At 67.8% G+C, this 22,458-nt stretch carries 19 protein-coding genes; 1 reads left to right on the top strand and 18 read right to left on the bottom strand.

Annotated features, from left to right (window positions below; all coding sequences use genetic code 11):
• Positions 1-29 precede the first annotated feature (29 nt).
• Positions 30-326, top strand: a complete 297-nt coding sequence (locus P0Y59_09665; GenBank protein ID WEK01923.1) for a hypothetical protein — start codon at positions 30-32, stop codon at positions 324-326.
• Here P0Y59_09665 and P0Y59_09670 read toward each other — a convergent pair.
• The 18 genes from P0Y59_09670 to P0Y59_09755 form a co-directional block, all read right to left on the bottom strand.
• Complete coding sequence (locus P0Y59_09670) at positions 323-1,498, bottom strand: deoxyguanosinetriphosphate triphosphohydrolase (GenBank protein ID WEK01924.1); 1,176 nt, start codon at positions 1,496-1,498, stop codon at positions 323-325. The two genes, P0Y59_09665 and P0Y59_09670, sit on opposite strands and share 4 nt — an antisense overlap.
• Positions 1,495-3,681, bottom strand: a complete 2,187-nt coding sequence (locus P0Y59_09675) for an SPOR domain-containing protein (GenBank protein ID WEK01925.1) — start codon at positions 3,679-3,681, stop codon at positions 1,495-1,497. The genes P0Y59_09670 and P0Y59_09675 overlap by 4 nt, the downstream gene beginning before the upstream one ends.
• Before the next feature lie 111 nt (positions 3,682-3,792).
• Positions 3,793-5,253, bottom strand: a complete 1,461-nt coding sequence (ftsZ, locus tag P0Y59_09680) for a cell division protein FtsZ (protein WEK01926.1) — start codon at positions 5,251-5,253, stop codon at positions 3,793-3,795.
• A gap of 112 nt (positions 5,254-5,365) precedes the next feature.
• Positions 5,366-6,628, bottom strand: coding sequence for a cell division protein FtsA (gene ftsA / locus P0Y59_09685; GenBank protein WEK01927.1), 1,263 nt, complete (start codon positions 6,626-6,628; stop codon positions 5,366-5,368).
• Between the two features lie 5 nt (positions 6,629-6,633).
• Positions 6,634-7,584 (bottom strand): FtsQ-type POTRA domain-containing protein, encoded by a 951-nt coding sequence (locus P0Y59_09690; protein ID WEK01928.1) that lies wholly within the window; start codon positions 7,582-7,584, stop codon positions 6,634-6,636.
• Positions 7,581-8,498 (bottom strand): D-alanine--D-alanine ligase, encoded by a 918-nt coding sequence (locus tag P0Y59_09695; GenBank protein ID WEK01929.1) that lies wholly within the window; start codon positions 8,496-8,498, stop codon positions 7,581-7,583. Before P0Y59_09695 ends, P0Y59_09690 begins: the two co-directional genes overlap by 4 nt.
• Entirely contained in the window at positions 8,495-9,433 is a 939-nt protein-coding gene (murB, locus tag P0Y59_09700; GenBank protein ID WEK01930.1) for a UDP-N-acetylmuramate dehydrogenase, read from the bottom strand. Before murB ends, P0Y59_09695 begins: the two co-directional genes overlap by 4 nt.
• Positions 9,430-10,833 carry a UDP-N-acetylmuramate--L-alanine ligase gene (gene murC / locus P0Y59_09705; GenBank protein WEK01931.1) on the bottom strand — a complete coding sequence of 468 codons (1,404 nt, stop codon included), beginning with the start codon at positions 10,831-10,833 and terminating at the stop codon, positions 9,430-9,432. The genes murB and murC overlap by 4 nt, the downstream gene beginning before the upstream one ends.
• Positions 10,830-11,990, bottom strand: coding sequence for an undecaprenyldiphospho-muramoylpentapeptide beta-N-acetylglucosaminyltransferase (gene murG, locus P0Y59_09710; GenBank protein WEK01932.1), 1,161 nt, complete (start codon positions 11,988-11,990; stop codon positions 10,830-10,832). The genes murC and murG overlap by 4 nt, the downstream gene beginning before the upstream one ends.
• Positions 11,987-13,222 (bottom strand): putative peptidoglycan glycosyltransferase FtsW, encoded by a 1,236-nt coding sequence (locus P0Y59_09715; protein ID WEK01933.1) that lies wholly within the window; start codon positions 13,220-13,222, stop codon positions 11,987-11,989. Before P0Y59_09715 ends, murG begins: the two co-directional genes overlap by 4 nt.
• The gene (gene murD / locus P0Y59_09720; GenBank protein ID WEK01934.1) at positions 13,219-14,619 is read right to left on the bottom strand and encodes a UDP-N-acetylmuramoyl-L-alanine--D-glutamate ligase; all 1,401 of its coding nucleotides are present in this window, start codon (positions 14,617-14,619) and stop codon (positions 13,219-13,221) included. The genes P0Y59_09715 and murD overlap by 4 nt, the downstream gene beginning before the upstream one ends.
• Entirely contained in the window at positions 14,616-15,695 is a 1,080-nt protein-coding gene (mraY, locus tag P0Y59_09725; protein ID WEK01935.1) for a phospho-N-acetylmuramoyl-pentapeptide-transferase, read from the bottom strand. The genes murD and mraY overlap by 4 nt, the downstream gene beginning before the upstream one ends.
• Complete coding sequence (locus P0Y59_09730) at positions 15,695-17,068, bottom strand: UDP-N-acetylmuramoyl-tripeptide--D-alanyl-D-alanine ligase (protein WEK01936.1); 1,374 nt, start codon at positions 17,066-17,068, stop codon at positions 15,695-15,697. The genes mraY and P0Y59_09730 overlap by 1 nt, the downstream gene beginning before the upstream one ends.
• A 115-nt stretch (positions 17,069-17,183) precedes the next feature.
• Positions 17,184-18,599 (bottom strand): UDP-N-acetylmuramoyl-L-alanyl-D-glutamate--2,6-diaminopimelate ligase, encoded by a 1,416-nt coding sequence (locus P0Y59_09735; protein WEK01937.1) that lies wholly within the window; start codon positions 18,597-18,599, stop codon positions 17,184-17,186.
• On the bottom strand, positions 18,596-20,323 hold the full coding sequence (locus P0Y59_09740; protein WEK01938.1) for a penicillin-binding protein 2: 1,728 nt from the start codon (positions 20,321-20,323) through the stop codon (positions 18,596-18,598). The genes P0Y59_09735 and P0Y59_09740 overlap by 4 nt, the downstream gene beginning before the upstream one ends.
• Entirely contained in the window at positions 20,320-20,928 is a 609-nt protein-coding gene (locus tag P0Y59_09745; protein WEK01939.1) for a hypothetical protein, read from the bottom strand. The genes P0Y59_09740 and P0Y59_09745 overlap by 4 nt, the downstream gene beginning before the upstream one ends.
• Positions 20,928-21,878 carry a 16S rRNA (cytosine(1402)-N(4))-methyltransferase RsmH gene (gene rsmH, locus P0Y59_09750; GenBank protein ID WEK01940.1) on the bottom strand — a complete coding sequence of 317 codons (951 nt, stop codon included), beginning with the start codon at positions 21,876-21,878 and terminating at the stop codon, positions 20,928-20,930. Before rsmH ends, P0Y59_09745 begins: the two co-directional genes overlap by 1 nt.
• Positions 21,875-22,375: a division/cell wall cluster transcriptional repressor MraZ gene (locus P0Y59_09755; GenBank protein ID WEK01941.1), complete on the bottom strand. Its 501-nt coding sequence runs from the start codon at positions 22,373-22,375 to the stop codon at positions 21,875-21,877. The genes rsmH and P0Y59_09755 overlap by 4 nt, the downstream gene beginning before the upstream one ends.
• Between the last annotated feature and the right edge of the window lie 83 nt (positions 22,376-22,458).

Below are 22,458 nucleotides of genomic sequence, written 5' to 3' on the forward strand. Positions count from 1 at the left end.
CTGGCTTTCGAGCACCGAAAGGAAAGATCATGACCAAGACGTTCCTCGCCGCCGCCGCGATGCTCGCGGCCTTCTCCGCCCCCGCCTTCGCCAAAGACAACGCGCCGGAGCGCCGGTTCACCCGCGACGGCCAGACCTATGTCTACACGATGGTGGCCAAGACGAACCGCGTCGTCATCAGCGGCCGCCGCTATCCGTCCGGCAGCGCGTTCGAGCTCACCGTCCGCGGCGATCAGGTCAGCGGCGTCTCGGGCGGCCAGCCCGTGTCGTTCAGCGTGAAGAACGCGCAGGCCAAGCTGACCCCGGTCGCGCTCGCCTCGCGCTAGAACCCCTCCGGCAGATCGATCGGCCCGACCACCTCGCGATAGCGGGTCACGGCATAGCGATCGGTCATGCCGGCGATGAAGTCGGCAATGTGGCGGCTGCGCGCGGGTTCCTCCGCGGGCAGCCGTGCATGCCAGTCGGCCGGCATCAGGCGCGGATCGGCGTGATAGGCACCGTACAATCCCGCGACCAGTTCCCCGGCAATCCGTGCCGCCTCGAGCTGGCGCGGGTGATGGTACAGATTGGCGTACATGAAGCGCTTGAGCGATCGCTCGGCGTCGCGCATCTCGTCCGAGAAGCCGGCCAGGCATGTGCCGGCGGCCCGCACATCCTCAGCGGTTTCGACTCCCGCCGCAGCCACGCGGCGGCGCGTCTCGGCGATCAGGTCGTTGACCATCGTGCCGATCTGGGAACGTACCAGCTCGCCGACCAGCCTGTCGGCCGCGATGTCGGGAAAACGACGGCGGGTCTCCTCCCAGCCGGCCGCAACCACCGGCACCTCAAGCATCTGCTCAAGCGTCAGCAGCCCCGCGCGGAGCCCATCGTCGATGTCGTGATTGTCATAGGCGATATCGTCGGCGATCGCCGCGACCTGCGCCTCGAGCGACGGCCAGCGCGTGAGATCGAGCGGGAACGCCGCATCCGCCTCGGCCAGCGCCCAGGCAGGTTCAGCGATCGGGCCATTATGCTTGGCCAGGCCCTCGAGCGTCTCCCAGGTCAGGTTCAGCCCGTTCCACCTCGGATAGGGGCTGTCGATCACCATCAGCGCGCGCAGCGTGTTGCCATTATGGTCGAACCCGCCCTGCCCCGCCAGCGCGGCCTTCAGCGCATCCTCGCCGGCATGGCCGAACGGCGGATGACCGATATCGTGCGCAAGGCACAGCCCCTCGGTCAGGTCCTCGTTCAGCCCGAGCGTGCGCGCCACGGCACGACCGATCTGCGCGACCTCCAGGCTGTGAGTCAGGCGGACTCGGAAATGGTCGCCATCAGGCGCCATGAACACCTGGGTCTTGTGGCGCAGACGGCGAAAGCTGATCGAGTGGATGATCCGATCCCGGTCTCGCTGAAACGCGTCGCGCGGTCCGCGCACCGCTTCGCGCTGCTCCTCATGCAGGCGGCCACGGCTGCTTGCCGGATCGGCCGCCCATGGCGCGTGACGCTGTCCGTCGCTCACTTGGGGGCCAGCTTCGTGACTTTCTGGCCCGCCTCGCTGGTGAAGGAAAAGGCGGACAACCCCTCCTTGGCGAGCGCATTGACGAAGGATCGTGCCTCGTCACTGGTCTTGAACGGCCCTGCCAGCACGCGATTGGTCGCGCGCAACGGCGTGGTCCAGCCCGATTTCCCCTTGAACACCACCGGGGCCTTGGCGCGGACCTTCTCCCATTCCTTGGGCAAGGTGTCTTCATTCGCGCCGCCCGCCACCTGGACCCAGATGCGCGAGGGCTCGAGGATCTTCGGATCGTTCTTCTTCTTCAGCTCGGCTGCCTTCTTCGCCTCAGCCGCCTTCTTCGCCTCGGCCAGTTTCTTCGTCTCGGCCGCTTTCTTCTCGGCAAGCGCCTGCTTGTCGGCAGCCGCCTTCTTCTCCGCCGCCTCGCGTGCCGCGGCCCCGGTGTCGACCGGTTCAGGCGCGGCCTGAGCCGGAACCGGGGGGGGCGGCTCGGCCCGTGCCGTCTCGATCGGCGCGACCCCCAGTTCGGAGCCCGGCACCGAGATATTGGCGATGATGCTGGCCAGGATCGAATCCTCGCTCCGCACGGGCGTCGGTGCCGATGCGACGTGGACCGGGCGCTCGGACGGGGTCGTCGGCACGGGGGTCACAGCAGCGAACGCCTCGGGGGCACTTGCGGCAGAGACGGGGGCGGACGAGGCCACCGTCGTCGGCGGGGGTGACGCTTGCGGGGGCGATGCCTGCGGTACAACGGGAGATGGTCGCGGCGCGCTTTCCGGAATCCGCGTGCTCGCCTCGGCGACCGGCAAAGAAGACGGCACACTCGCGGGCGGCGCTGCCGCTGCGATCGCCGGACGACTCGGCAGGTTTGAAGACGCCAGAACCACCGGCCCGGAAGCCGATGGCGGCGGCGAGACCGGCCGGCCGGCCGGCGTCTGGTTCGAACCGCCCGGAATTCGCGTATCCACTTCCGGCGGCAACATGCTTCGGTCCGCTATGGGCGGCCGGGCCGATGCCACAGCAGTTGGCGGGGTCCGGGACGGCGCGGGCACAGCGAACGACGATCCGGTCGCGGGCGCGAGGGTCATGTTCCGCCGCCCGCTGTCAGGGGTCCGCGCCGGTACCACTGAAGCCATCTGAACCTGGCTCGGTGGCGCAGGGGCCGGCTGCTCGACCGGATCGACGCTGGCGACATAGACCGGCGGTTGCGGCAACGGCTCAGGCTGCGGCTGCACCGCTGGCGGTGCCGTCGTCGCGACCTGGATCTCATATTGCTTGCGTTTCTTGCCCCGGCTGCGGCGATCCGCCGACTTGTCGGGCCGGGGCGCTGCCTGCACCGCCGCAACGGCCGTCGCCGCGGGCACGACCGGAACGCCCGGCTCGGGCGGCAGCGGCGCCAGCACCGGGATCATCCGGGCGTCGGCGGTTCGCTCAGGCGTGGCGCGTAGCTCGCCGAAATGGACGGCAAAGGCACGATCGGTCGGCCCAAGGCTGGGAAGCCGCTCGAAAAAGGGCTGCAACCCCTGCGCCAGCCCCGGCGGCATCATGTTGGTCGCGATCCGCGACGCACCCTGATCGTCGCCGTTCATTGCCAGGATGAAGGCGCGCGCGCGCCACGCGCCCCGGTCGCTCTTCCGCAGCAATGGATCGAGTTGCTTGAGCGCCATGTCGCGCTTGCCTGATATGCCGAGCGACAAGGCATAGCGCCGTATCGTCTCGTCGGCCGACCCGTCCTTGAGGGCCAGGCGATAGTCCCGCTGCGCGCGCTCCTGCTGGCCGATCAGGTCATAGGCCAGGCCGCGATCGGCGGCATAGTTGCGCGGGTCGAGCCCCAGCGTCTCGGCCTCGCCGAACCGGCGCAGGGCTTCGCCCGGCCGCTCGGACTGGACGAGGATGCTGCCCATTCCCGCCTTGATCCGCGCGTTGCGTGGATCGAGCCGTTCCGCGCGGGCGAAGAAAGCCCCTGCGGCGGTCGGATCACCAAGCTTCAGCGCCAGTTCGCCGGCACGGACCAGCGCGTTGATATCGAGAGGATTGGCGGCCAGCAGCCGCATTTCCGCGGCGAGCTCGTCGCCTAGCGGGTTGAGCGGCTGCACCGTCTGCACGGATTGCACCTGAGCGCCGGCCGCCGCGCCCGCGAAAGGCACGACAAGAGCAACGACGGATCCGAAAAGATGGAAAGCGCGCATGAGAAGCCAGCCTAGAGCCTAGTCCGGCTGAACCGGCAATGTCCGGATCGGTCGAGGCGCGCCAGAGTGACGCGCACCGGCGATGAACCGGCCGCCCACTCCGGCGTCATTTCATTGATTGTTCTGGCGATGCAGGAAGCGCGGAATATCGACTGAATCCTTGTCGGACGGCTCGTCTTCGCGCGCCGCGCCGCGCGACACGCTCGACATGCGTTCGAACAGGGTACCGCCCAGCTTTACGCGCGGCGCGGGGGGTACCGGCTCGCTGGCGGGAGCCGGCGCATCCTCGGCCACCGGGGCCCCGGGCGACAGCCAGCGGCGACGCACTGCGAGATCCGGATCGGGCGTCGCTGCCGGCTCGGCGGCGCTCACTTCCTCGTCGCCGAACACGGGCACGGCCGGAACCTGGGTCTCGCTGCCCAGTACCAGCTCGTCGGCAGCGTCGGGCGCTTCCGCCGCAACTGGCTCCTGGGTGTCGAATGCGACCGGCTCGGCGGCCAGCGGTGCGGTCGCCTCGACGGCAGGAGCAGGCGCTTCCTCCGCCTTCTTCGGCGCTGAGAAGGTGAAGGCGCGCGACGACGGCGCAGGTGCCGCGGCAGGACGCGATTCCGCCTCGATGCCGGTCGCGACGACCGACACGCGGATCACGCCTTCCAGGTCGGGATTGAAGGCCGAACCCCAGATGATGTTGGCGTCTTCGTCGACCAGTTCGCGGATATGGTTCGCCGCCTCGTCGACTTCGAGCAGGCGCATGTCGTCGCCGCCGGTGATCGAGACGATGACGCCCTTGGCACCCTTCATCGACACGCCGTCGAGCAGCGGATTGGCGATCGCCTTGGACGCCGCCTCGATCGCGCGATTGTCGCCGGACGCTTCGCCCGTGCCCATCATCGCCTTGCCCATTTCCTGCATCACCGAGCGGACGTCGGCGAAGTCGAGGTTGATCAGGCCGGGCATGACCATCAGGTCGGTAATGCCGCGCACGCCCTGCTGCAGCACCTCGTCAGCCATCTGGAACGCCTCCTTGAAGGTGGTGTTCGCATTGGCGACCAGGAACAGGTTCTGGTTGGGAATGACGATCAGCGTATCGACGTACTTCTGCAGTTCCTCGATGCCCGCCTCAGCGCTCTTGGCGCGGCGATTGCCCTCGAACGCGAACGGCTTGGTCACGACGCCCACGGTCAGGATGCCCATGTCACGCGCCGCCTTGGCGATGACCGGTGCAGCGCCCGTGCCCGTGCCGCCGCCCATGCCGGCCGCGATGAAGCACATATGCGCGCCTTCGAGCATCTTGGTGACCTGCTCGAGCGTCTCCTCGGCGGCGGCGCGACCGATCTCCGGCCGCGAACCGGCACCCAGGCCCTGCGTGATCTTCGCGCCAAGCTGGATCTTGTGAGCGGCGGTCGACTGCTTGAGCGCCTGCGAATCCGTGTTGGCGACAAGGAAATCGACGCCCTGGACTTCAGCGCGCATCATGTTCGCGATGGCGTTGCCTCCAGCACCACCAACCCCGATCACCGCGATGCGCGGCGTCAGCTCGTCGACTTCGGGGGGAAGGAATTCGATGCTCATCGCCTGTCTCCGCACCACCCCAAACACCGGGGCGCTCAATAATGATACTGCCCGTTCTGCACCATCCCTTGCGGTGACTCCAGCACGAACAGCTAAGTCTTGTCGTATTTCTTTAATAATTCGCCCGGGCAGTCGCCAGCAACCGCTTGAAGATCGCAAGTCCCTTCGGCCGATGCACCAACTGATTCGACGGCGACAGTGCCCGCAGATCGACCGGATCGGCCGCCGCGTAGAATGCCAGGCCCGCCAGCGTCGCAAAAGCGGGGCCGCCATGGGCCTCGGGTAGTGCGGTCAGACCGCGCGGGCGGCCGATCCTGACCGATCGGCCAAGCGCCTGCTGCGCATAATCGGCGATCCCCTTCAGCTCGGCGCCCCCGCCGGTCAGCACGACCTGGCGACCCACCGGTCCTTCGAACTTCAGCTCGACCAGCGCCTTCTGGACCTCGCCCATCAGATGATCGAGCCGCTGGCGGATCACCGCGATCAACTGCGCGCGGGTGATGCGCGTGCCGTCGCCCGCGCCATCCTCCGCCGAGATCGGCGCGACGTCGATCATGTCGTGATTGTCCCGCGGGCTGGCATTGGCCGACCCGTAGAAGCACTTCATCCGCTCCGCCTGCGCCCGGCGCGTGCCGAAGGAGGAGGCGATATCGTCGGTGATGTCGGCCGCCCCGATCGGGATCGAGGTCAGGCCGACCAGCATGCCCCCGGCGAACAGCGAGACATTGGTGATCCCGGCGCCCATCTCGACCAGCGCGACACCCAGCTCGCGCTCTTCCTCGGACAGGCAGGCCATGCCGGTCGCGACCGGCGAGGCGATGATCGCCTTCACTTCGAGATGCGCGTTGGCGACGCACAGGCCCAGGTTGCGCACCGGCGATCCGTCGGCGGCGACGACATGGATATGCACGCCCAGCCGGTCGGCATGAAGCCCCAGCGGGCGCTTCACCCCGGTCAGCCCGTCGAGCGTGTAGAGCGCCGGTTGCGCGTGCAGCACCATGCGGCCAGCGGGATCGATCGATTCACGTCCTGCCTGGAGCAGCGCGTCGATGTCGGATTGCTCGACCCGATGCCCGCCAAGCTCGAACTCGATCGAGGCGACGTCGGACACGAGCCCGCCGGCCGAGAAGCTGACCCACACATTCTCGATATTGGTCCCGGCGATCCGCTCCGCCTGTTCGACCGCCTCGCGCACCGCGACTTCGGTCGCCGCCGCGTCCGCGATATAGCCGCGCTTGACACCCCGGCTCTCGCGCTGGCCGGTGCCGAGCACGATCAGCTCGCCGCCATCGCCCTTCTGCGCGATCATCGCCGAAACCTTTGACGACCCGATATCGAGCGCCGTGATCAGTCCCTCGGGTGCTGCCTTCGCCATATGCCTTACCCCTGTACCATCGTGAACGCCGTGTGCTTCGCCTCGATCAGGGCAGGCCGTTGCGGCGCATTCTCATCTTCCGGATCAGCTATAGCACGATTGACCACCTGTCCCGGCTTGCGTGCGACCAGCTTGCTCGGATCGCGCATGTCGAAACGGATCCATCCCTTGCCCAGCAGCGGGCGGACCCCGTCGAGCTGGGCAAATTTCACCAGTGCCTTGGCCGCATCGGAATCGCCCTCGGGCAGCGCAAGCGTCTCGCCGGATTCGAACAGCAGGTTCCAGCGCCGGTTGCCGACCCAGGTCGCCGCCTTCACCACCGGGCGAAGCGCCGGCGCGGCATCGAGCAGCTTCTGGTACGCTGCCTCCTGTTCGTTCGCGCCCGGGCCGATGACCAGCGGCAGGTCGGGCATTGCCTCTGCTTTCACCGGCTCGAGCCATACGCCATTCTCGGCGATCAGCGAGAGCTTGCCGCGATCCTGCCACACCGCCGTCGGCTTGCGCTCGACGATATGGACAAGCAGCGTGTCGGGCAGCCGGCGCGAGACATGCGCATCGGCGATCCAGCCATAGGACAGAAGCTTCTGGCGGACGTCCTCCAGGTTGACGAGCGGCATCGCGCGGGATTTCTGGTCGAGCGCGACGGCATAGACCGTCATCCGGTCCATCCGGCTGAGGCCGGTCACCTCGACCTGCTCGACACGCAGGCCCGCCCGCCCGACGCCCTCGGCGATCGCGACGCCGATCGCGCCGGGAACGCCGAACCAGGTCGCCGTGGCGATCGCCACCGCGCCCACCGCGCCGACGATCGACCAGGTGGCGATCCGGCGCACCGTGTCATGGCTGATCGGCAGCACCTCGATGGCGCGGTCGACGATCGACGCCTTGGGCTGCTGCCGGCGCTTGGTCTGGATCTGCCGCCGCGGCGGCGATCCGCGCTTGATCGTACGGCTCACAGGGCCTCCTCCACGATCTTCTGGACGAGCTCGGCATAGCTCAGGCCGATATAGCGCCCCTGTTCGGGCACCAGGCTGAGCGCAGTCATGCCCGGCTGGGTGTTGACCTCGAGCAGGAACAGTCCATCGATGCCCTGGCTGTCGTCCCAGCGGAAATCGGACCGCGACACGCCCGAGCAGCCGAGCAGGCGATGCGCGTCGAGCGCGATTCGCTTGCAGGCATCGGCAATCTCGTCGGGGACTTCGGCCGGGCATATATGCACCGTCAGCCCGTCGGTATATTTCGCGTCGTAATCATACCAGCCGCTCTTGGGCTTGAGCTCAGTCACCGCCAGCGCCTCGCCTGCCAGCACCGCCGTCGTCAGCTCGCGGCCCCGAATATAGGGCTCGGCGAGCAGTTCCTCGAACTCGCCCCACGGCCCCGTCACGCCGCGCGCGATCGGGTTGCCGTAATTGCCTTCGTCGGTGACGATGGCGACGCCGACCGACGACCCTTCGTTGACCGGCTTTAGCACATAGGGCCGCGGCAACGGATCGCCGTCGAACAGCGTCTCGCTCTTTACGATCCGCCCACCGGGCATCGGGATGCCGTGCGGCACCAGGGTCTGCTTCGTCAGCAGCTTGTCGATCGCGATCACTGAGGTGACCAGGCCCGAATGCGTGTATTTCAGGCCCATCAGGTCGAGCATGCCCTGCACCGACCCGTCCTCGCCCGGCGTCCCGTGCAGCGCGTTGAACACGACGTCGGGCGCCGCCTCGACCAGCCGCGCCGCGACGTCGCGGCCCATATCGATCCGGGTGACCTTGTGGCCAAGGCTTTCAAGCGCATCGGCCACGCCAGCACCGGACATCAGCGAGACTTCGCGCTCGGCCGACCATCCGCCCATCAGGACTGCCACGTGAAGCTTGCTCACTTCCTCACCCCTACGAATCCCTTGCCGGCGCCGTCGGCCAGCACGCCGACACGCTGTATCTCCCATTCGAGCTCGACCCCGGAGGTCGCCCTCACCTTCTCGCGCACTTCCTCGCCAAGCGCCTCGATCTCGGCGCTGGTCGCGCTACCGAGGTTGAGCAGGAAGTTGCAATGCTTCTCGCTGACCTGAGCGTCGCCACGGGTCAGCCCCCGGCAGCCCGCCTGGTCGATCAGTGCCCAGGCCTTGTGCCCTTCCGGATTCTTGAAGGTCGACCCGCCGGTGCGCGAGCGTAGCGGCTGCGACGCCTCGCGCTCGGCGGCGATGCGGTCCATCTCCGCACCGATCACCGCTGGATCGCCCGGCACGCCCTCGAACAGCGCCTCGACCACCACCGCGCCTGCGGGCAGGTCGGAATGGCGGTAGACATAGCCGAACTTCGCCGCCGGCCAGACCTCGACATCGCCCGACCGGGTCACGACAGTCGCCTCGATCAGGATGTCCGACGTATCGCGGCCATAGGCGCCAGCATTCATCTTCACCGCGCCGCCGACCGTGCCCGGAATGCCGCGCAGGAACTCAAGCCCCGCGATCCCGGCGTCGCGTGCTGCGCTGGCGACCGAAATTCCCATCGCCGCGCCGCCCGCGCGTACCCTGTTACCCGGCTCGATCGCCGACTTCGCCATCGCCTTGGGCAGGCGCACCACCACCCCAGGCACGCCGCCGTCCCGCACGATCAGGTTCGACCCGACACCCACCGGCAGCACCGGCGTCTCGGGATCGAGCCCGGCGAGGAAGACGGAAAGATCGTGCACGTCCTTCGGCCGCACCAGCCACTCCGCGGGTCCACCGGTCCGGAACCAGATGAAATCGGCCAGGCTGCCCTCGTGCTGGGCGGTTCCCTGCAGGGGCGGCAAGGCACGGCAGACATTGCTCATCGCGCCGCCTCGATGGCATCGGCGAGGCCCGCGGCCCACTTAGTAATATCCCCTGCCCCCAGGCAGACGACCATGTCGCCGGGCTGGACGACACCGGCCAATGTCGTGGCCAGCGCCGCAGCGTCGGACACGACTGCCGCCGACCGGTGGCCGCGCGTCCTGAGGCCATTGGCCAGCGCCTCGGCATCGACGCCGTCGACCGGCGCCTCGCCCGCTGCATAGACCGGGGTCACGAACACCATGTCGGCGTCGTTGAATGCCTGCTGGAAGTCCTCCATCAGATCGCCGAGCCGCGAATAGCGGTGCGGCTGCGCCACCGCGATCACGCGGTTCGCCACACCCTCGCGCGCCGCGGAGAGCACGGCGCGAATCTCGACCGGATGATGTGCGTAATCGTCGATGATCGTGACGCCACCCGTCTCGCCCACCTTGGTGAAGCGCCGTTTCACTCCGCCGAACTTGCCGAACCCCTGCTGGATCGTCGCATCGTCGATGCCGAGCTCAAGCGCGACGCCGATCGCGGCAAGAGCGTTCTGGACATTGTGGCGGCCCGGCATCGGCAGCTCGATCCCCTCGATCGAGCGGGTCGTTCCGTCGCGGCTCCGCACCAGCGCCTCGAAGCGGTTGCCACCGGGGATCGGCGTGACATTGACACCACGCACGTCCGCCTGCGCCGAGAAGCCATAGGTCACCACGCGCCGGTCGCGCAGGCGCGGGATGATGCCCTGCACCTCGGGATGATCGAGGCAGAGCAGCGCCGCGCCGTAGAAAGGCACATTCTCGACGAACTCGACGAACGCGTCCTTCACCGCATCGAACGAGCCATAATGGTCGAGATGCTCGGGATCGATATTGGTGACGACGGCAATGGTCCCGTCGAGCCGCAGGAAGCTGCCGTCGCTCTCGTCCGCCTCGACCACCATCCAGTCGCTCGCGCCGAGCCGCGCGTTGGAACCGTAGCTGTTGATGATCCCGCCATTGATCACGGTCGGGTCCACCCCGCCTGCGTCGAGCAGCGCGGCGACCATCGACGTCGTCGTGGTCTTGCCGTGCGTGCCGGCGACCGCGACGGTCGATTTCAGCCGCATCAGTTCGGCCAGCATCTCCGCCCGGCGCACCACCGGGATGCGCCGCTCAAGCGCCGCCTCAAGCTCGGGATTGCCGCGCTTGATCGCCGTCGAGGTGACGATCACCACGGCGTCGCCCAGATTCTCGGCCTTCTGGCCGATATGCACGGCGATGCCCTTGTCGCGCAGCCCCTGCACGACATAGCCCTCGGCCATGTCGGATCCCTGCACCTTGTAGCCGAGATTGTGCATCACCTCGGCGATGCCGGACATGCCGATCCCGCCGATGCCGACAAAATGGATCGTCCCGATATCGGTTGCGACACCCCTCATGCGTAGATCGGCTTTCCGTTGGCGCCCATCGGCAGCGGCACGCCGATCGGCATGTCCCCGGGCGTATCGTTCAGGCTCTCGACCAGGTCGGCGAGGTCGCGCGCGGCATCGGGCCGCCCGCAGCTCCGCGCGCGGCCCGCGGCGTTCTGCAACGCAGCGGGGTCGAGCCCGAGCTTCTGCATCTGCTTCGCCAGTTCGACCGGCGTGAAGCTGCGCTGGTCGATCGTCCGCGCTCCGCCCGCCGCCGTCATTTCCCGCGCGTTGACGGTCTGGTGGTCGTCGGTCGCGCTCGGCAGCGGCACCAGGATCGCCGGCCGGCCGGCCACGGTCAGCTCCGCCAGCGTCGACGCGCCCGCGCGCGCGATCACCAGATGCGCCCAGGCGAGCTGCTCGGGCAGGTCGGGCAGATAGGTCGCCAGGTCGGCCGCGATCGACAGCTCGGCATATTTGGCGCGCGCCGCCTCGATATCCTCGATCCGCGCCTGATGAGTCACCTGCAACCGGCGGCGAAAGCTGACCGGCAGCAGCGACAGGCCGTCGGGCACGACCTGGCTCAGCACGCTGGCGCCCTGGCTGCCGCCGGTCACCAGCACGCGGAAGATGCCATCCTCCTCGAGCAGCGGATAAGGCCTGGAGCGAAGCGCCAACACCGAATCGCGCACCGGATTGCCGACCAGATGAGTCTTGCCGTGATATTTGGACGCAAGGCGTTCGACATTGGCATAGGAGGTCGCGATCGCGCTGACCTTGCGCGCGACGAGCCGGTTGACCCGGCCAAGCACGGCGTTCTGCTCGTGCACCGCGGTCGGGATATTTTCGTGGAACGCCGCGAGCAGCGCCGGCAGCGCCGGATAGCCGCCGAAACCGATCACCGCGGCGGGGCGGAAGGCGCGATACAGCTCGATCGCCATCGAACGGCCCTTGACCATCGCCGCCGCGGCGCGCGCCCAGCCCAGCGGCCCGCCCGCCAGCCGACCGGCGGGAAGCACATGAGTCTGTATGTCCTCGAACAGCCCGGGGAAGCGCACGCCGCGCTCGTCGCTGATCAGCGCGACATGATGCCCGCGCTTCATCAGCTCGGCGGCGAGCGCCGCCGCCGGGACCATATGTCCGCCCGTTCCTCCTGCGGCGAGAACGAAATGCCGTGCCTGGTTCATTCCCCGCTCCATCGTGCGATATAGGGTGACCGCGATACGAACGGATTGCGCCGGGTGAAAGCCAGCAGCAGACCCATGCCGATCGACAGCGCGATCATCGACGATCCGCCATAGCTGATAAAGGGCAAGGTCATGCCCTTTGACGGCGCGAGTCCCGTATTGACCGCCATGCTGATCAGCGCCTGCACCCCGAACTGGGTCGCCAGCCCCGCCGCCGCGAACAGCCGGAACTCGTCCTGCTCGTCGAGCAGCTTGACGAACACCCGCACCACGATCGCCAGGAACAGCAGCGCGATGATCATGCAGGCGATCAGCCCGAACTCCTCGCCGATCACCGAGAAAATGTAGTCGGTATGCCCCTCGGGCAGGCGGAACTTCATCGATCCGCCGCCCGGCCCGGTCCCGCGCCAGCCGCCCGCGGTGATGGTGTCATGCGCCGCATTGGTCTGGAAATGGTCGGAGGCGCCCACACCCTCATGGTTCGGGAAGAGATAGGCGTCGATCCGCGTCCGCGCGGTGCCGTAGAAGAAATAGGCTGCGATCACGCCCGCCGGCACGCAGCCGATCAGCCCCGCCATCACCTTGGGCGAGGTTCCCGCGATCATCAGCAGCGCGAGCCACACCGCGGCGAACACCATGGTCTGGCCGAAATCCGGCTGGAGCATCAGCAGCAGCGCGACGAGCGCGGTCATCGCGCCGGTGATCACCACGACCGGCAGCGCCTCGTCCTTGGCGCGCATCGACAGCAGCCAGGCACAGGTCACGATGAAGAACGGCTTGAGGAACTCGGACGGCTGAACCAGCGACACGCCGAAATTGAGCCACCGCGTCGCGCCGTTCTTCTCCACCCCGAAGAACGGCACCGCGATCAGCAGCACCAGGCAGACGACCGTGCCGATCAACGCCATCCGCCGCGCAAAGGCGACCGGCAGCATCGAGACGATGAACAGGATCGGCAACGACACGCAGACCCAGGCAAGCTGCCACCAGAGATAGAACAGCGCCGGGAAATGATGCTTCTCGTCGGAATAACGAGTTGCGGCCGCCGGCGACGCGGCGCCGACCGCGATCAACCCGACTGCGATCAGCAACAGGGTCAGCAGCAGCAGCAGCCGGTCGATATCCCAGAACCACATGCCGAGCGCCGAGCGGTCGCCGCGGCCGCCCTCACCCTTCATGCGCTTCCACAAGGTGAGCGTCCCGGTGTTCGCCCCGGCGTTCGTCCTGCTCATGCGAGCCCTCCGACCAGGCTGCGAAACCGGTCGCCGCGATCCTCGAAATCGCGAAACTGGTCGAATGACGCGCAGGCGGGCGAGAGCAATATGGTGTCACCCGACCGGGCGTTCGCCGCGGCGCTCTTCACTGCCTGAACCAGGGTTCCGCTTTCCTCGACCGACATGTGCGGCGTCAGGATCGCGGCGAAGCGCGGCCCGGCCTCGCCGATCGTATAGGCGCGCGCGATATGCCCGAACCAGGGCGCGCAGGCGTCGAGATCGTCGGTCTTGGCCTGTCCGCCCACTATCCAGTGAATCCGCGAAAAGGCGGCCAGCGCCGGCGCGGTGGACTCGGGATTGGTCGCCTTGCTGTCGTTGACGAAGGCAACGCCGTCCCGGCTGGCGACCAGCTCCATCCGGTGCGGCAGGCCGGCGAAGCTCTCAAGCCCGCGATCGATCGCCGCGTCATCGACACCAAGCGCCTTGCACGCATCGATCGCGGCGAGCGCGTTCTGCGCATTGTGCGGCCCTTGCAGCGACGGCCAGCGCGACTGGTCCATGCACATGCCCGGCGCGATCTTCGTCAAATGCTCGCCCCGCGCCGACAGCGACCGGGCGATCCGCGCCGAGGCAGCATCGCCGATCCCGATGATCGCGGCATGATCCAGCGACTGAATCGCGAACAGCCGCGCCTTCGACGCGGCATAACCCTCGAACCCGTCATAGCGGTCGAGATGGTCGGGCGTGATGTTGAGCAGGATCGCGACATCGCAATCGAGACTGGTCGTCAGGTCGATCTGGTAGCTCGACAGCTCAAGCACATAGACGCCACCGTCAGGCAACGGCTCCTCGCCCAGGATCGGCTTGCCGATATTCCCGCCCAGCCGCGCCGGCACGCCGGCTGTCTCCAGGATATGGTGAATCAGCGCCGTCGTGGTCGACTTGCCGTTGGTGCCGGTGATCCCGACCACCTTGTGCGGCGGCAGGCTGGCCCGCGCCTGAGCGAACAGCTCGATATCGCCGATGACCGGCACGCCCGCCGCCCGCGCCTTCGCGGCGACCGGATGGCGATTGATCGGCACGCCGGGAGAAACGACGAGCCCATCGAAACCGGCGAGGTCGATCGTCTCCGGATCGGCGAACGAAAGTTCCTCCCCGGCACGGGGAGGGGGACCATCCGCAGGATGGCGGAGGGGAGCTTCCGCAATCGCAACGCATGGGGCGAGCCCCCCTCCACCAGCTTCGCTGGTCCCCCTCCCCGTGCCGGGGAGGAGCGCAGCCCGCGCCGCCTCGTTCGAATCCCACGCCACCACCTCGGCTCCGCTCGCCACGAGCGCGCGCACCACCGCCGCGCCCGAGCGCGCAAGCCCCAGCACCGCGAAGCGTTTGCCGCGCCATGTGGGGCTGGTGATCACCGAAGCTTCAAGGTCGACAGGCCAGCAAGCGCGAGCACCAGCGCGATGATCCAGAAACGGATCACGACGGTCGGCTCGCTCCAGCCGAGCTGCTCGAAATGATGGTGGATCGGCGCCATCTTGAAGATGCGCCGGCCGGTGCGCTTGTAGAAGAACACCTGGATGATGACCGACAGCGCCTCGATCACGAACAGGCCGCCGATGATGCCGAGCACGATCTCGTGGTGCGCGACGACCGCGATGGTGCCGAGCGCCCCGCCGAGCGCCAGGCTGCCGGTGTCGCCCATGAAGACCGCTGCCGGCGGCGCGTTGAACCACAGAAACGCAAGCCCCGCCCCGATCATCGCCCCGCAGAAGATCGCAAGGTCGCCCGCCCTGGGGACATGGGGAATGCCGAGATAGGTCGCGAACTTCGCATTACCCGCCAGATAGACGATGATCATGAACGCGACCGCGGCGATGATCACCGGCATGGTCGCGAGGCCGTCCAGCCCGTCGGTCAGGTTCACCGCATTGCCGAACGCGACGATCGTGAAGGCAGCGAACAGGATGTAGAAATAGCCGAGATCGACCCACCAGCCATTGGTGAAGGGCAGATAGAGATGCGTGCCTGTCGCATTGTTCTGATGAATGATCAGCCCGGCCGCGATCGCCGCGATGGTGAACTCGCCGACCAGCCGCATCCGCCCCGACACGCCCTTGGTGCTCGCCTTGCGCACCTTGTCGTAATCATCGAGGAAACCGATCGCGCCGAACCCGAGCGTCACGAAGGTGCAGGCCCAGACGAACGGGTTGCTCAGGTCCATCCACAACAGGATCGACAGCACCAGCGAGGTCAGGATCATCAGCCCGCCCATGGTCGGCGTGCCGCGCTTGGCCAGGTGGCTCTGCGGCCCGTCGTCGCGGATCGGCTGCCCCTTGCCCTGGCGCACGCGCAGCCAGCCGATGAACCGGGGCCCGATGATCAGGCCGATGATCAGCGCGGTCGCCACCGCCCCGCCCGAGCGGAAGCTCAGATAGCGGAAGAGGTTGAGGATACCGGGAAAACCCAGATAGTTGGCGATGAAATAGAGCATTATGCTGTCCCGTTCGCCAAAGCGGCGACCACGCTCGCCAACCCGACTCCGTTCGAACCCTTGATGAGAACCGCGTCGCCGGGCGCCAGCATTTCCAGCAGGCTTGCCCGCGCGGCAGCGGTATCGGGCACATGGACGAAATCGACCCTGCCCTCAAGCGCGTTCGCAAGGGGCCTCATCGCTTCACCGACCAGAATGACCCGTTCGACGCCCGCGGCGATCACCGGGTCGGCAAGCCCCGCATGATAGGCGTCGCTCTTCTCGCCCAGCTCGCGCATCTCGCCCAGCACGGCGAGCTTCCGTGGCGCAGCTTCCGCGCCCAGCACCGCGAGCGTCGCCCGCATCGATGTCGGGTTCGCGTTATAGCTTTCGTCGATCACCAGCGCCTCGCCGCCGGCAACCTTGACGGTCAGCCGCGCGCCGCGCCCGGCCAGCCCGCCCAGCTCGGCCAGCGCAAGCCCGGCCAGCGCCAGGTCGCCGCCGACCGCGTCGACCGCCGCCAGCACCGCCAGCGCGTTCGACACCCAGTGCATGCCCGGCTGCCCGACGGTGAAGCTCAGTTCCTTTTCGCCCAGCGATGCCGTGACGAAGGTTCCGCCAGTCGCGGTGCGCATCGTCTCGATCGCGCGGACGTCGGCGCCCGGATCAATTCCGAAGGTCACGATCTTGGCGGCATGCGGCCTGGCGTGCCCGATCAGACGGTCGCGGTGCGGGCTGTCATAGGGGATGATCGCGACCCCGCCCGGCTCGAGCCCGGCGAAGATCTCCCCCTTGGCGTCGGCAATGGCCGATTCGTCCGGGAAGAAGGCCGTATGGGCTGGCGCGATCGCGGTCACCATCGCGACATGCGGCCGCACCAGGGTCGTCAGATGCGCCAGTTCGCCTGCATGGTTCATGCCCATCTCGAACACGCCGAAACGGCTTGCCGCCGGCATGCGCGCCAGGCTCAGCGGCACGCCGGTGTGATTGTTGTAGCTCTTCACCGACCGGTGCGCGGTACCCGGCGCGCCACGATCGAGTGCCGCGAACAGCGCTTCCTTGGTGCTTGTCTTGCCGACCGATCCGGTCACCCCGATGATTTTCGCCGGGGTCCGCGCGCGCGCGGCACGGGCCATCGCCTCGAGCGCCGCCATCGTATCGGAAACCAGGACATGCGGGTGCGGTGTCGCAACGGCGACAACCGCACCCGACGCTCCCCGCTCGGAGCTCTGGTCGAGGAATCTGTGCCCGTCGCTCGTCTCGCCCTTCAGCGCGACGAACAGGTCGCCCGGGCCGACTTCACGGGAATCGAAGGTCACGCCGGTGGCGGTGAACTCGGTCGAGGCGGTGCCCCCGGTGGCGGTCGCGATCTCGGCCGAGGTCCACAAGCTCATAGCCCCTCCCCTTCAGGGGAGGGGTTGGGGTGGGGCAGTCCCGCAAATGCCGGGGTTGGTTTGAGCCGGAAGGCCCCACCCCTGAAGAGGAGGGAAGAAAAAATGAGATCGTCGCTCACGCCGCCATCTCCCGCGCGACGCTGACATCGTCGAACGGCAGCACCAGGTCGCCGACGATCTGCCCCTGCTCATGCCCCTTCCCCGCGACCAGCACGATATCCTGCGGCCCCGCCTCCGCGATCGCCGCGCCGATCGCATCGCGGCGCGATCCGATCTCGGTCGCGCCGGGCGCGCCGACCATCACCATCGCCCGGATCGCCGCCGGATCCTCCGACCGCGGATTGTCATCAGTGACATAGACCTTGTCGGACATTGCCGTCGCCACCGCCCCCATCGGCGCGCGCTTGCCCTGGTCGCGATCCCCGCCAGCACCGAACACCGTGATCAGCCGCCCCGATACATGCGGCTTCAGCGCCGCGATCGCCGCCTCGAGCGCATCGGGCGTATGGGCATAATCGACATAGACCGGCGCACCGCTCCGCGCGATCGCGGCGCGCTCCAGCCGTCCCCGTACCGGCTGCAGCCGCCCGAGCGACGCAAGCGTCTGCCCGACATCGCCGCCGGTCGCGATCACCAGCCCCGCCGCGGTCAGCGCGTTCGCCGCCTGATAGGCACCGATCAGGGGCAGCATCACCTTGTACGTCCTGGCCCCGGCCTCGATGACCAGACCCTGCCCGAGCAGGGTGGGATCGCGCGATACCAGTTTCAGCGTCTCGCCCTGCGTTCCGACCGTCAGCACGGAAAAGCTTCGTCCCCGCGCGATCTCGATCACGCGCGCCGCATGAGGATCGTCGGCCCACACCACGACCGCGCCGCCATCGACCACCACTTCCGAGAACAGCCGAAGCTTCGCCTCGAAATAGGCCTCCATCGTACCGTGATAATCGAGATGGTCGCGGCTGAGATTGGTGAAGGCCGCAGCCCTGACCTGCAGCCCCTCGGTGCGATATTGCGACAGACCGTGGCTCGACGCTTCGAAGGCAACATGGCTGACGCCCTCGCGCGACAGCCCAGCCACGTTCGACAGGAAGGTGACGATGTCAGGCGTGGTCAGCCCGGTCGAGACCTGGTCGTCAGCCGTGGTCACGCCCAGCGTGCCGATCGACGCGGCATGGAAACCCGCCATCCGCCACAATTGCCGGGTCATCTCGACGGTCGAGGTCTTGCCGTTGGTTCCCGTTACCGCGACGGCAGTCTCCGGGAAGGGCGCGAAATAGCGTGCGGCCAGCCCGGCGAACCGCTTGCGCGGATTGGCGTCGGCGATATGCGCGACACCCTCGACCCGCGCCCCGGGCCGCGCCACCACCGCGATCGCGCCGCCGGCGACCGCCGCCGGAATGAAGTCCTCGCCATTCACCTGGGCGCCCTCGAACGCACCGAACACGGTGCCGGGCGCCACCTTGCGATGGTCGATCGCGAAGCCGGTGACCGTTGCGTCCTCCGCTCCACCGGTCAGCGCGCCTAGCTTCATTCGGCGTCCGCCGGGTTCTCGCCCGGGGCATGCCACAACAGCGGCAGCAATTCGGAGACATCGACGTCGCGACGATTGTCCGGCGTCACGCCAAGCATCGCGCCGGTGCGGGAGATGACACGGCTCACGACCGGGGCCGCCGTCCAGGCGGCGGTGGTGAGGCCAAAGGATTCGGCGTTGCCGATAGGCGAGTCGAGCATTGCGATCACCACATAGCGCGGCGCGTCCATCGGGAAAGCCGCCGCGAAGGTCGAGACGTTCGTTTTCTTCGAGTAACCGCCCGCCCCCGCGACTTCGGCGGTGCCGGTCTTGCCGCCGACGCGATATCCGGGCGCCTCGCCCTTGCGGCCGGTGCCCTGGGTCACGACCAGCCGCAGGAGCTGGCGCATCCGCGCACTGGTCGCCTCGGACAGTACGCGGCGGCCCTCGGGCGCCTTGCCCGGGGCGACCTTCAACAACGTCGTCGGCCGCCAGATCCCGCCATTCACCAGCGTCGCATAGGCGTTGGCGAGGTGAAGCGGCGTCACCGCGATGCCGTGGCCATAGGCAGTCGTCATCACCGTGGTGCGCGCCCAGAACACAGGCCAGATCGGCTTCTGCTTCTCGCGCAGTTCGATCTCGGGGCGGGTATCGAAACCCATCGCCTTGAACATCGCCGCCATGCGGTCCTTGCCGATTTCGTCGGCGATCCGCGCGGTCACGATGTTCGACGAATGGATCAGTGCCTCGGGGATGTCGAGGAAACGCTTCTGCGCATGGTCGTCATGGATGGTGAAGCCGCCGACATGCAATGGCTGGGTCGCATCGAAGCGACGCGCCATCGAGGTCACGACGCCGGTCTCGATCGCGGTCGCCATGGTGATCGGCTTGAAGGTCGATCCCAGCTCGTACACGCTCTGAGTCACGTTGTTGCGCAGCGCGTCGCTGCTCGTGCCGGCGATCTTGTTCGGATTGTAGACTGGCAGCGAGACCATCGCCATCACTTCGCCGGTATGGACGTCGAGCACGACGCCGGTCGCCGACTTCGCCTTGAACGCGATCATCGCCCTGCCCAGTTCGCTCTCCATCGCCGCCTGCACCCGGCTGTCGATCGACAGGGTCACCGGGGTGGCGCGCGTGGAGGGGCTGGTCAGTTGGTCGTCGAAGGCACGCTCGATCCCGGCACGGCCCATGATCCGCCTGTCGTCGCCCGTCGGGCCGATATAGCCGAGGACATGTGCTGCCATGGTGGTCTGCGGATACAGCCGCTCAGGCTCCCGCGCGAAGGCAAGGCCAGGCTCGCCCAGCGCATGGATCGCGTTGACCAGCGCCGGCGAGGCGTGGCGTTCGAGATAGGTGAAATTCACCGGCAGCGTCAGCTTGGCATAATACCAGGATTCGTCATGGCCGGGCACGATCGCGGCAAGCTTCGCCGCCAGCTCGCGACGATCGCCGAGCAGCTTGCCCGGGTGCACGCCGATCGTCCACGCCTCGATCGTCCGCGCCAGCGGCTCGCCGTTGCGGTCCAGAATATCCCCGCGCTGCATCAAGCCCGAAACCGGCCCCTGAGCGCTGGCAGGCTCGGAAACGAAACCGAGCATCGCGATCCGCCCGATCACCAGCGTGAAGCCGGCGGCGAGCAGCAGCATCAGCATCATCAGCCGCACATGCGCCGTCGCGACCAGCGCATGGCGCTGGCCGGTCAGGCGCCGTTGCGGCTGTGGTCGGGCGACGAGTGCCGTCAACGCATCCGCCCCGATTCAGCACGAGCGCCGCTGAACAGGTCGCCGATCGTCGAATCGCTCAGCAGCTTGCGGTCGAGCAGCGCCACCGTCTGGGCCTTGCCACCGGAAACGGCACGCTCGCGGACAGGTGCCGCGGTCGCCATGACGGCCGGTCGAGACTTGGCCGTCGCGGGCGCGGTAGCCACAGGTGCGGCAGCGGCCGCTTCCACGACACGGGTCACCACTGCGGGCGTCGCCGCCGGGCGCATGGTCGAACCGTCGGGCAGCGACGGCACGACCAGCGACGCGGTCTGGATCGTCGCGTCATGGCCCTGGTTGAGGTCGAGCGAGGCAAGCGCCCCCTCGTCGGACACGAACTGGGCCGCCGCCGGCGCCGTCAGGCGCAGCGTGTCGCCGTTCCACCTCTCGAGTTGGGCGAGGTTGGCGCGCGTGTCGAACTCGGTCTCCAGCGCGCGGATGTCCCGTTGCGCCTGGCCGATCAGCGCGACCGTCCTGTCGAGCTTCTTGCGCTCGGCCGCGACCTGCAACGGCACCAGCAGGAAACCCAGAGCAACGGCAACGCCGGCCAGGAACCAGCCAAGACTTTTCCAAGCATACGCAAGCATCACAACGCTCCTTCAGAAGTCCAGGCCGCGGCATCGGTCCGCAGCGCTGTCCGCAACGTTGCCGATCTGGCGCGGGGGTTTCGCGCAATCTCGGCATCGTCGGCGCGCACCGCGCGACCGACCTTCTCAAAACTTGGTTTTGCGTTAACCATCAATTCAGGAAGATGACGGGATCGCCCCGGTAACGATCCGCTGCGCTCGCGCAGGAACCGCTTCACCATCCGGTCCTCAAGCGAGTGGAACGTCACGATCGCCAGCCGGCCGCCCGGCTTCAGCACGCGCTCGGCCGCGGCCAGCCCGTCCGCCAGTTCGCCCAGCTCGCGATTGATATGGATGCGAATCGCCTGGAAGGTCCGGGTCGCGGGGTCCTTCTTGTCGTGCGGCTTGTAGCCGAGCGCACGGCGAACGACCTGCGCCAGCTCGCCGGTGCGGTTGATCGGCCGCGCCGCCACGATCGCGCGCGCCACCCTGCGGGACCGGGGCTCGTCGCCATATTGGTACAGGATATCGGCAATCACCGCCTCGTCGGCATGGTTGACGAAATCGGCCGCGCTCTCGCCTTCCTGGCTCATCCGCATGTCGAGCGGCCCGTCCGACTGGAAGGAGAAGCCGCGCTCCGCCTGGTCGAGCTGCATCGACGACACGCCGATATCCATCGTCACGCCGTCGACCGGGGTCGCGCCCCGCGCCTCCAGCTCGGCGTCGAGCGCGGAGAAGGTCGCCGGGATCAGCGTCAGCGCGCCATCCGATGCAGCCTCCAGCGCCCGCCCACCCTCGATCGCATCGGGATCGCGGTCGAAGGCGAATACGCGGGCGCCGAGGGAGAGCAGCGCCCGCGTATAACCGCCCGCACCGAAGGTCGCATCGACATGACGTTCGCCAGGGGTAATGGCGAGCGCGTCGACGACCTGGGCGAGCAGCACGGGGATATGGGGTTCGGGGCCGCTCACAGCGCGATCCCCTTGAGCTGGCAATGGTAACGGGCGCAGGACTTCACCATCTCGGCCACGCCCTCGGCCTCGATCAGCGTCTTGGGATCCCAGATCTCGAAATAGTCGAACACGCCGTAGAAAAAGGCGTTCGCGCCGATCTTGGCGTGGAAGCGCGGGAAGCCCGGCATGATGAAGCGGCCGCTGCCGTCGAACGGCGTCGCCTCTCCCTGCGCCGCGCGGCGCTTGATATTGTAATCATATTCACCGTCATCGGCGGTGTAGGCCTCTTCGCGCGCGTCGAGCTTGGCCTTCAGGATGGGCACATAAGCGGGGTCATAGGCGATCAGGCAGGGGTGCTTCTGATGGACGCCGATGATGACGGTGCCGCCGTCCTTGCCGTCGGGACGCGGGCTGTTCGCAGCCAGGATGGCCCTGAGCGAAGCGGGGATCGCGACCCGGCCCTTGTCGTCGACAAGGCCAAGTCCGTCTCCCTGATATTCTGCCCTTTGCGCCACGCCGTACCCCGAACTCCAGCAGGCATGACTCCCCCGTCCTCGGAAGACGGCCTTCGCCGCCCTCCAGCGCCACGTCGCGCAGG

Origin of the sequence: Candidatus Sphingomonas phytovorans (assembly GCA_029202385.1) — a bacterium.
Taxonomy (GTDB): domain Bacteria; phylum Pseudomonadota; class Alphaproteobacteria; order Sphingomonadales; family Sphingomonadaceae; genus Sphingomonas; species Sphingomonas phytovorans.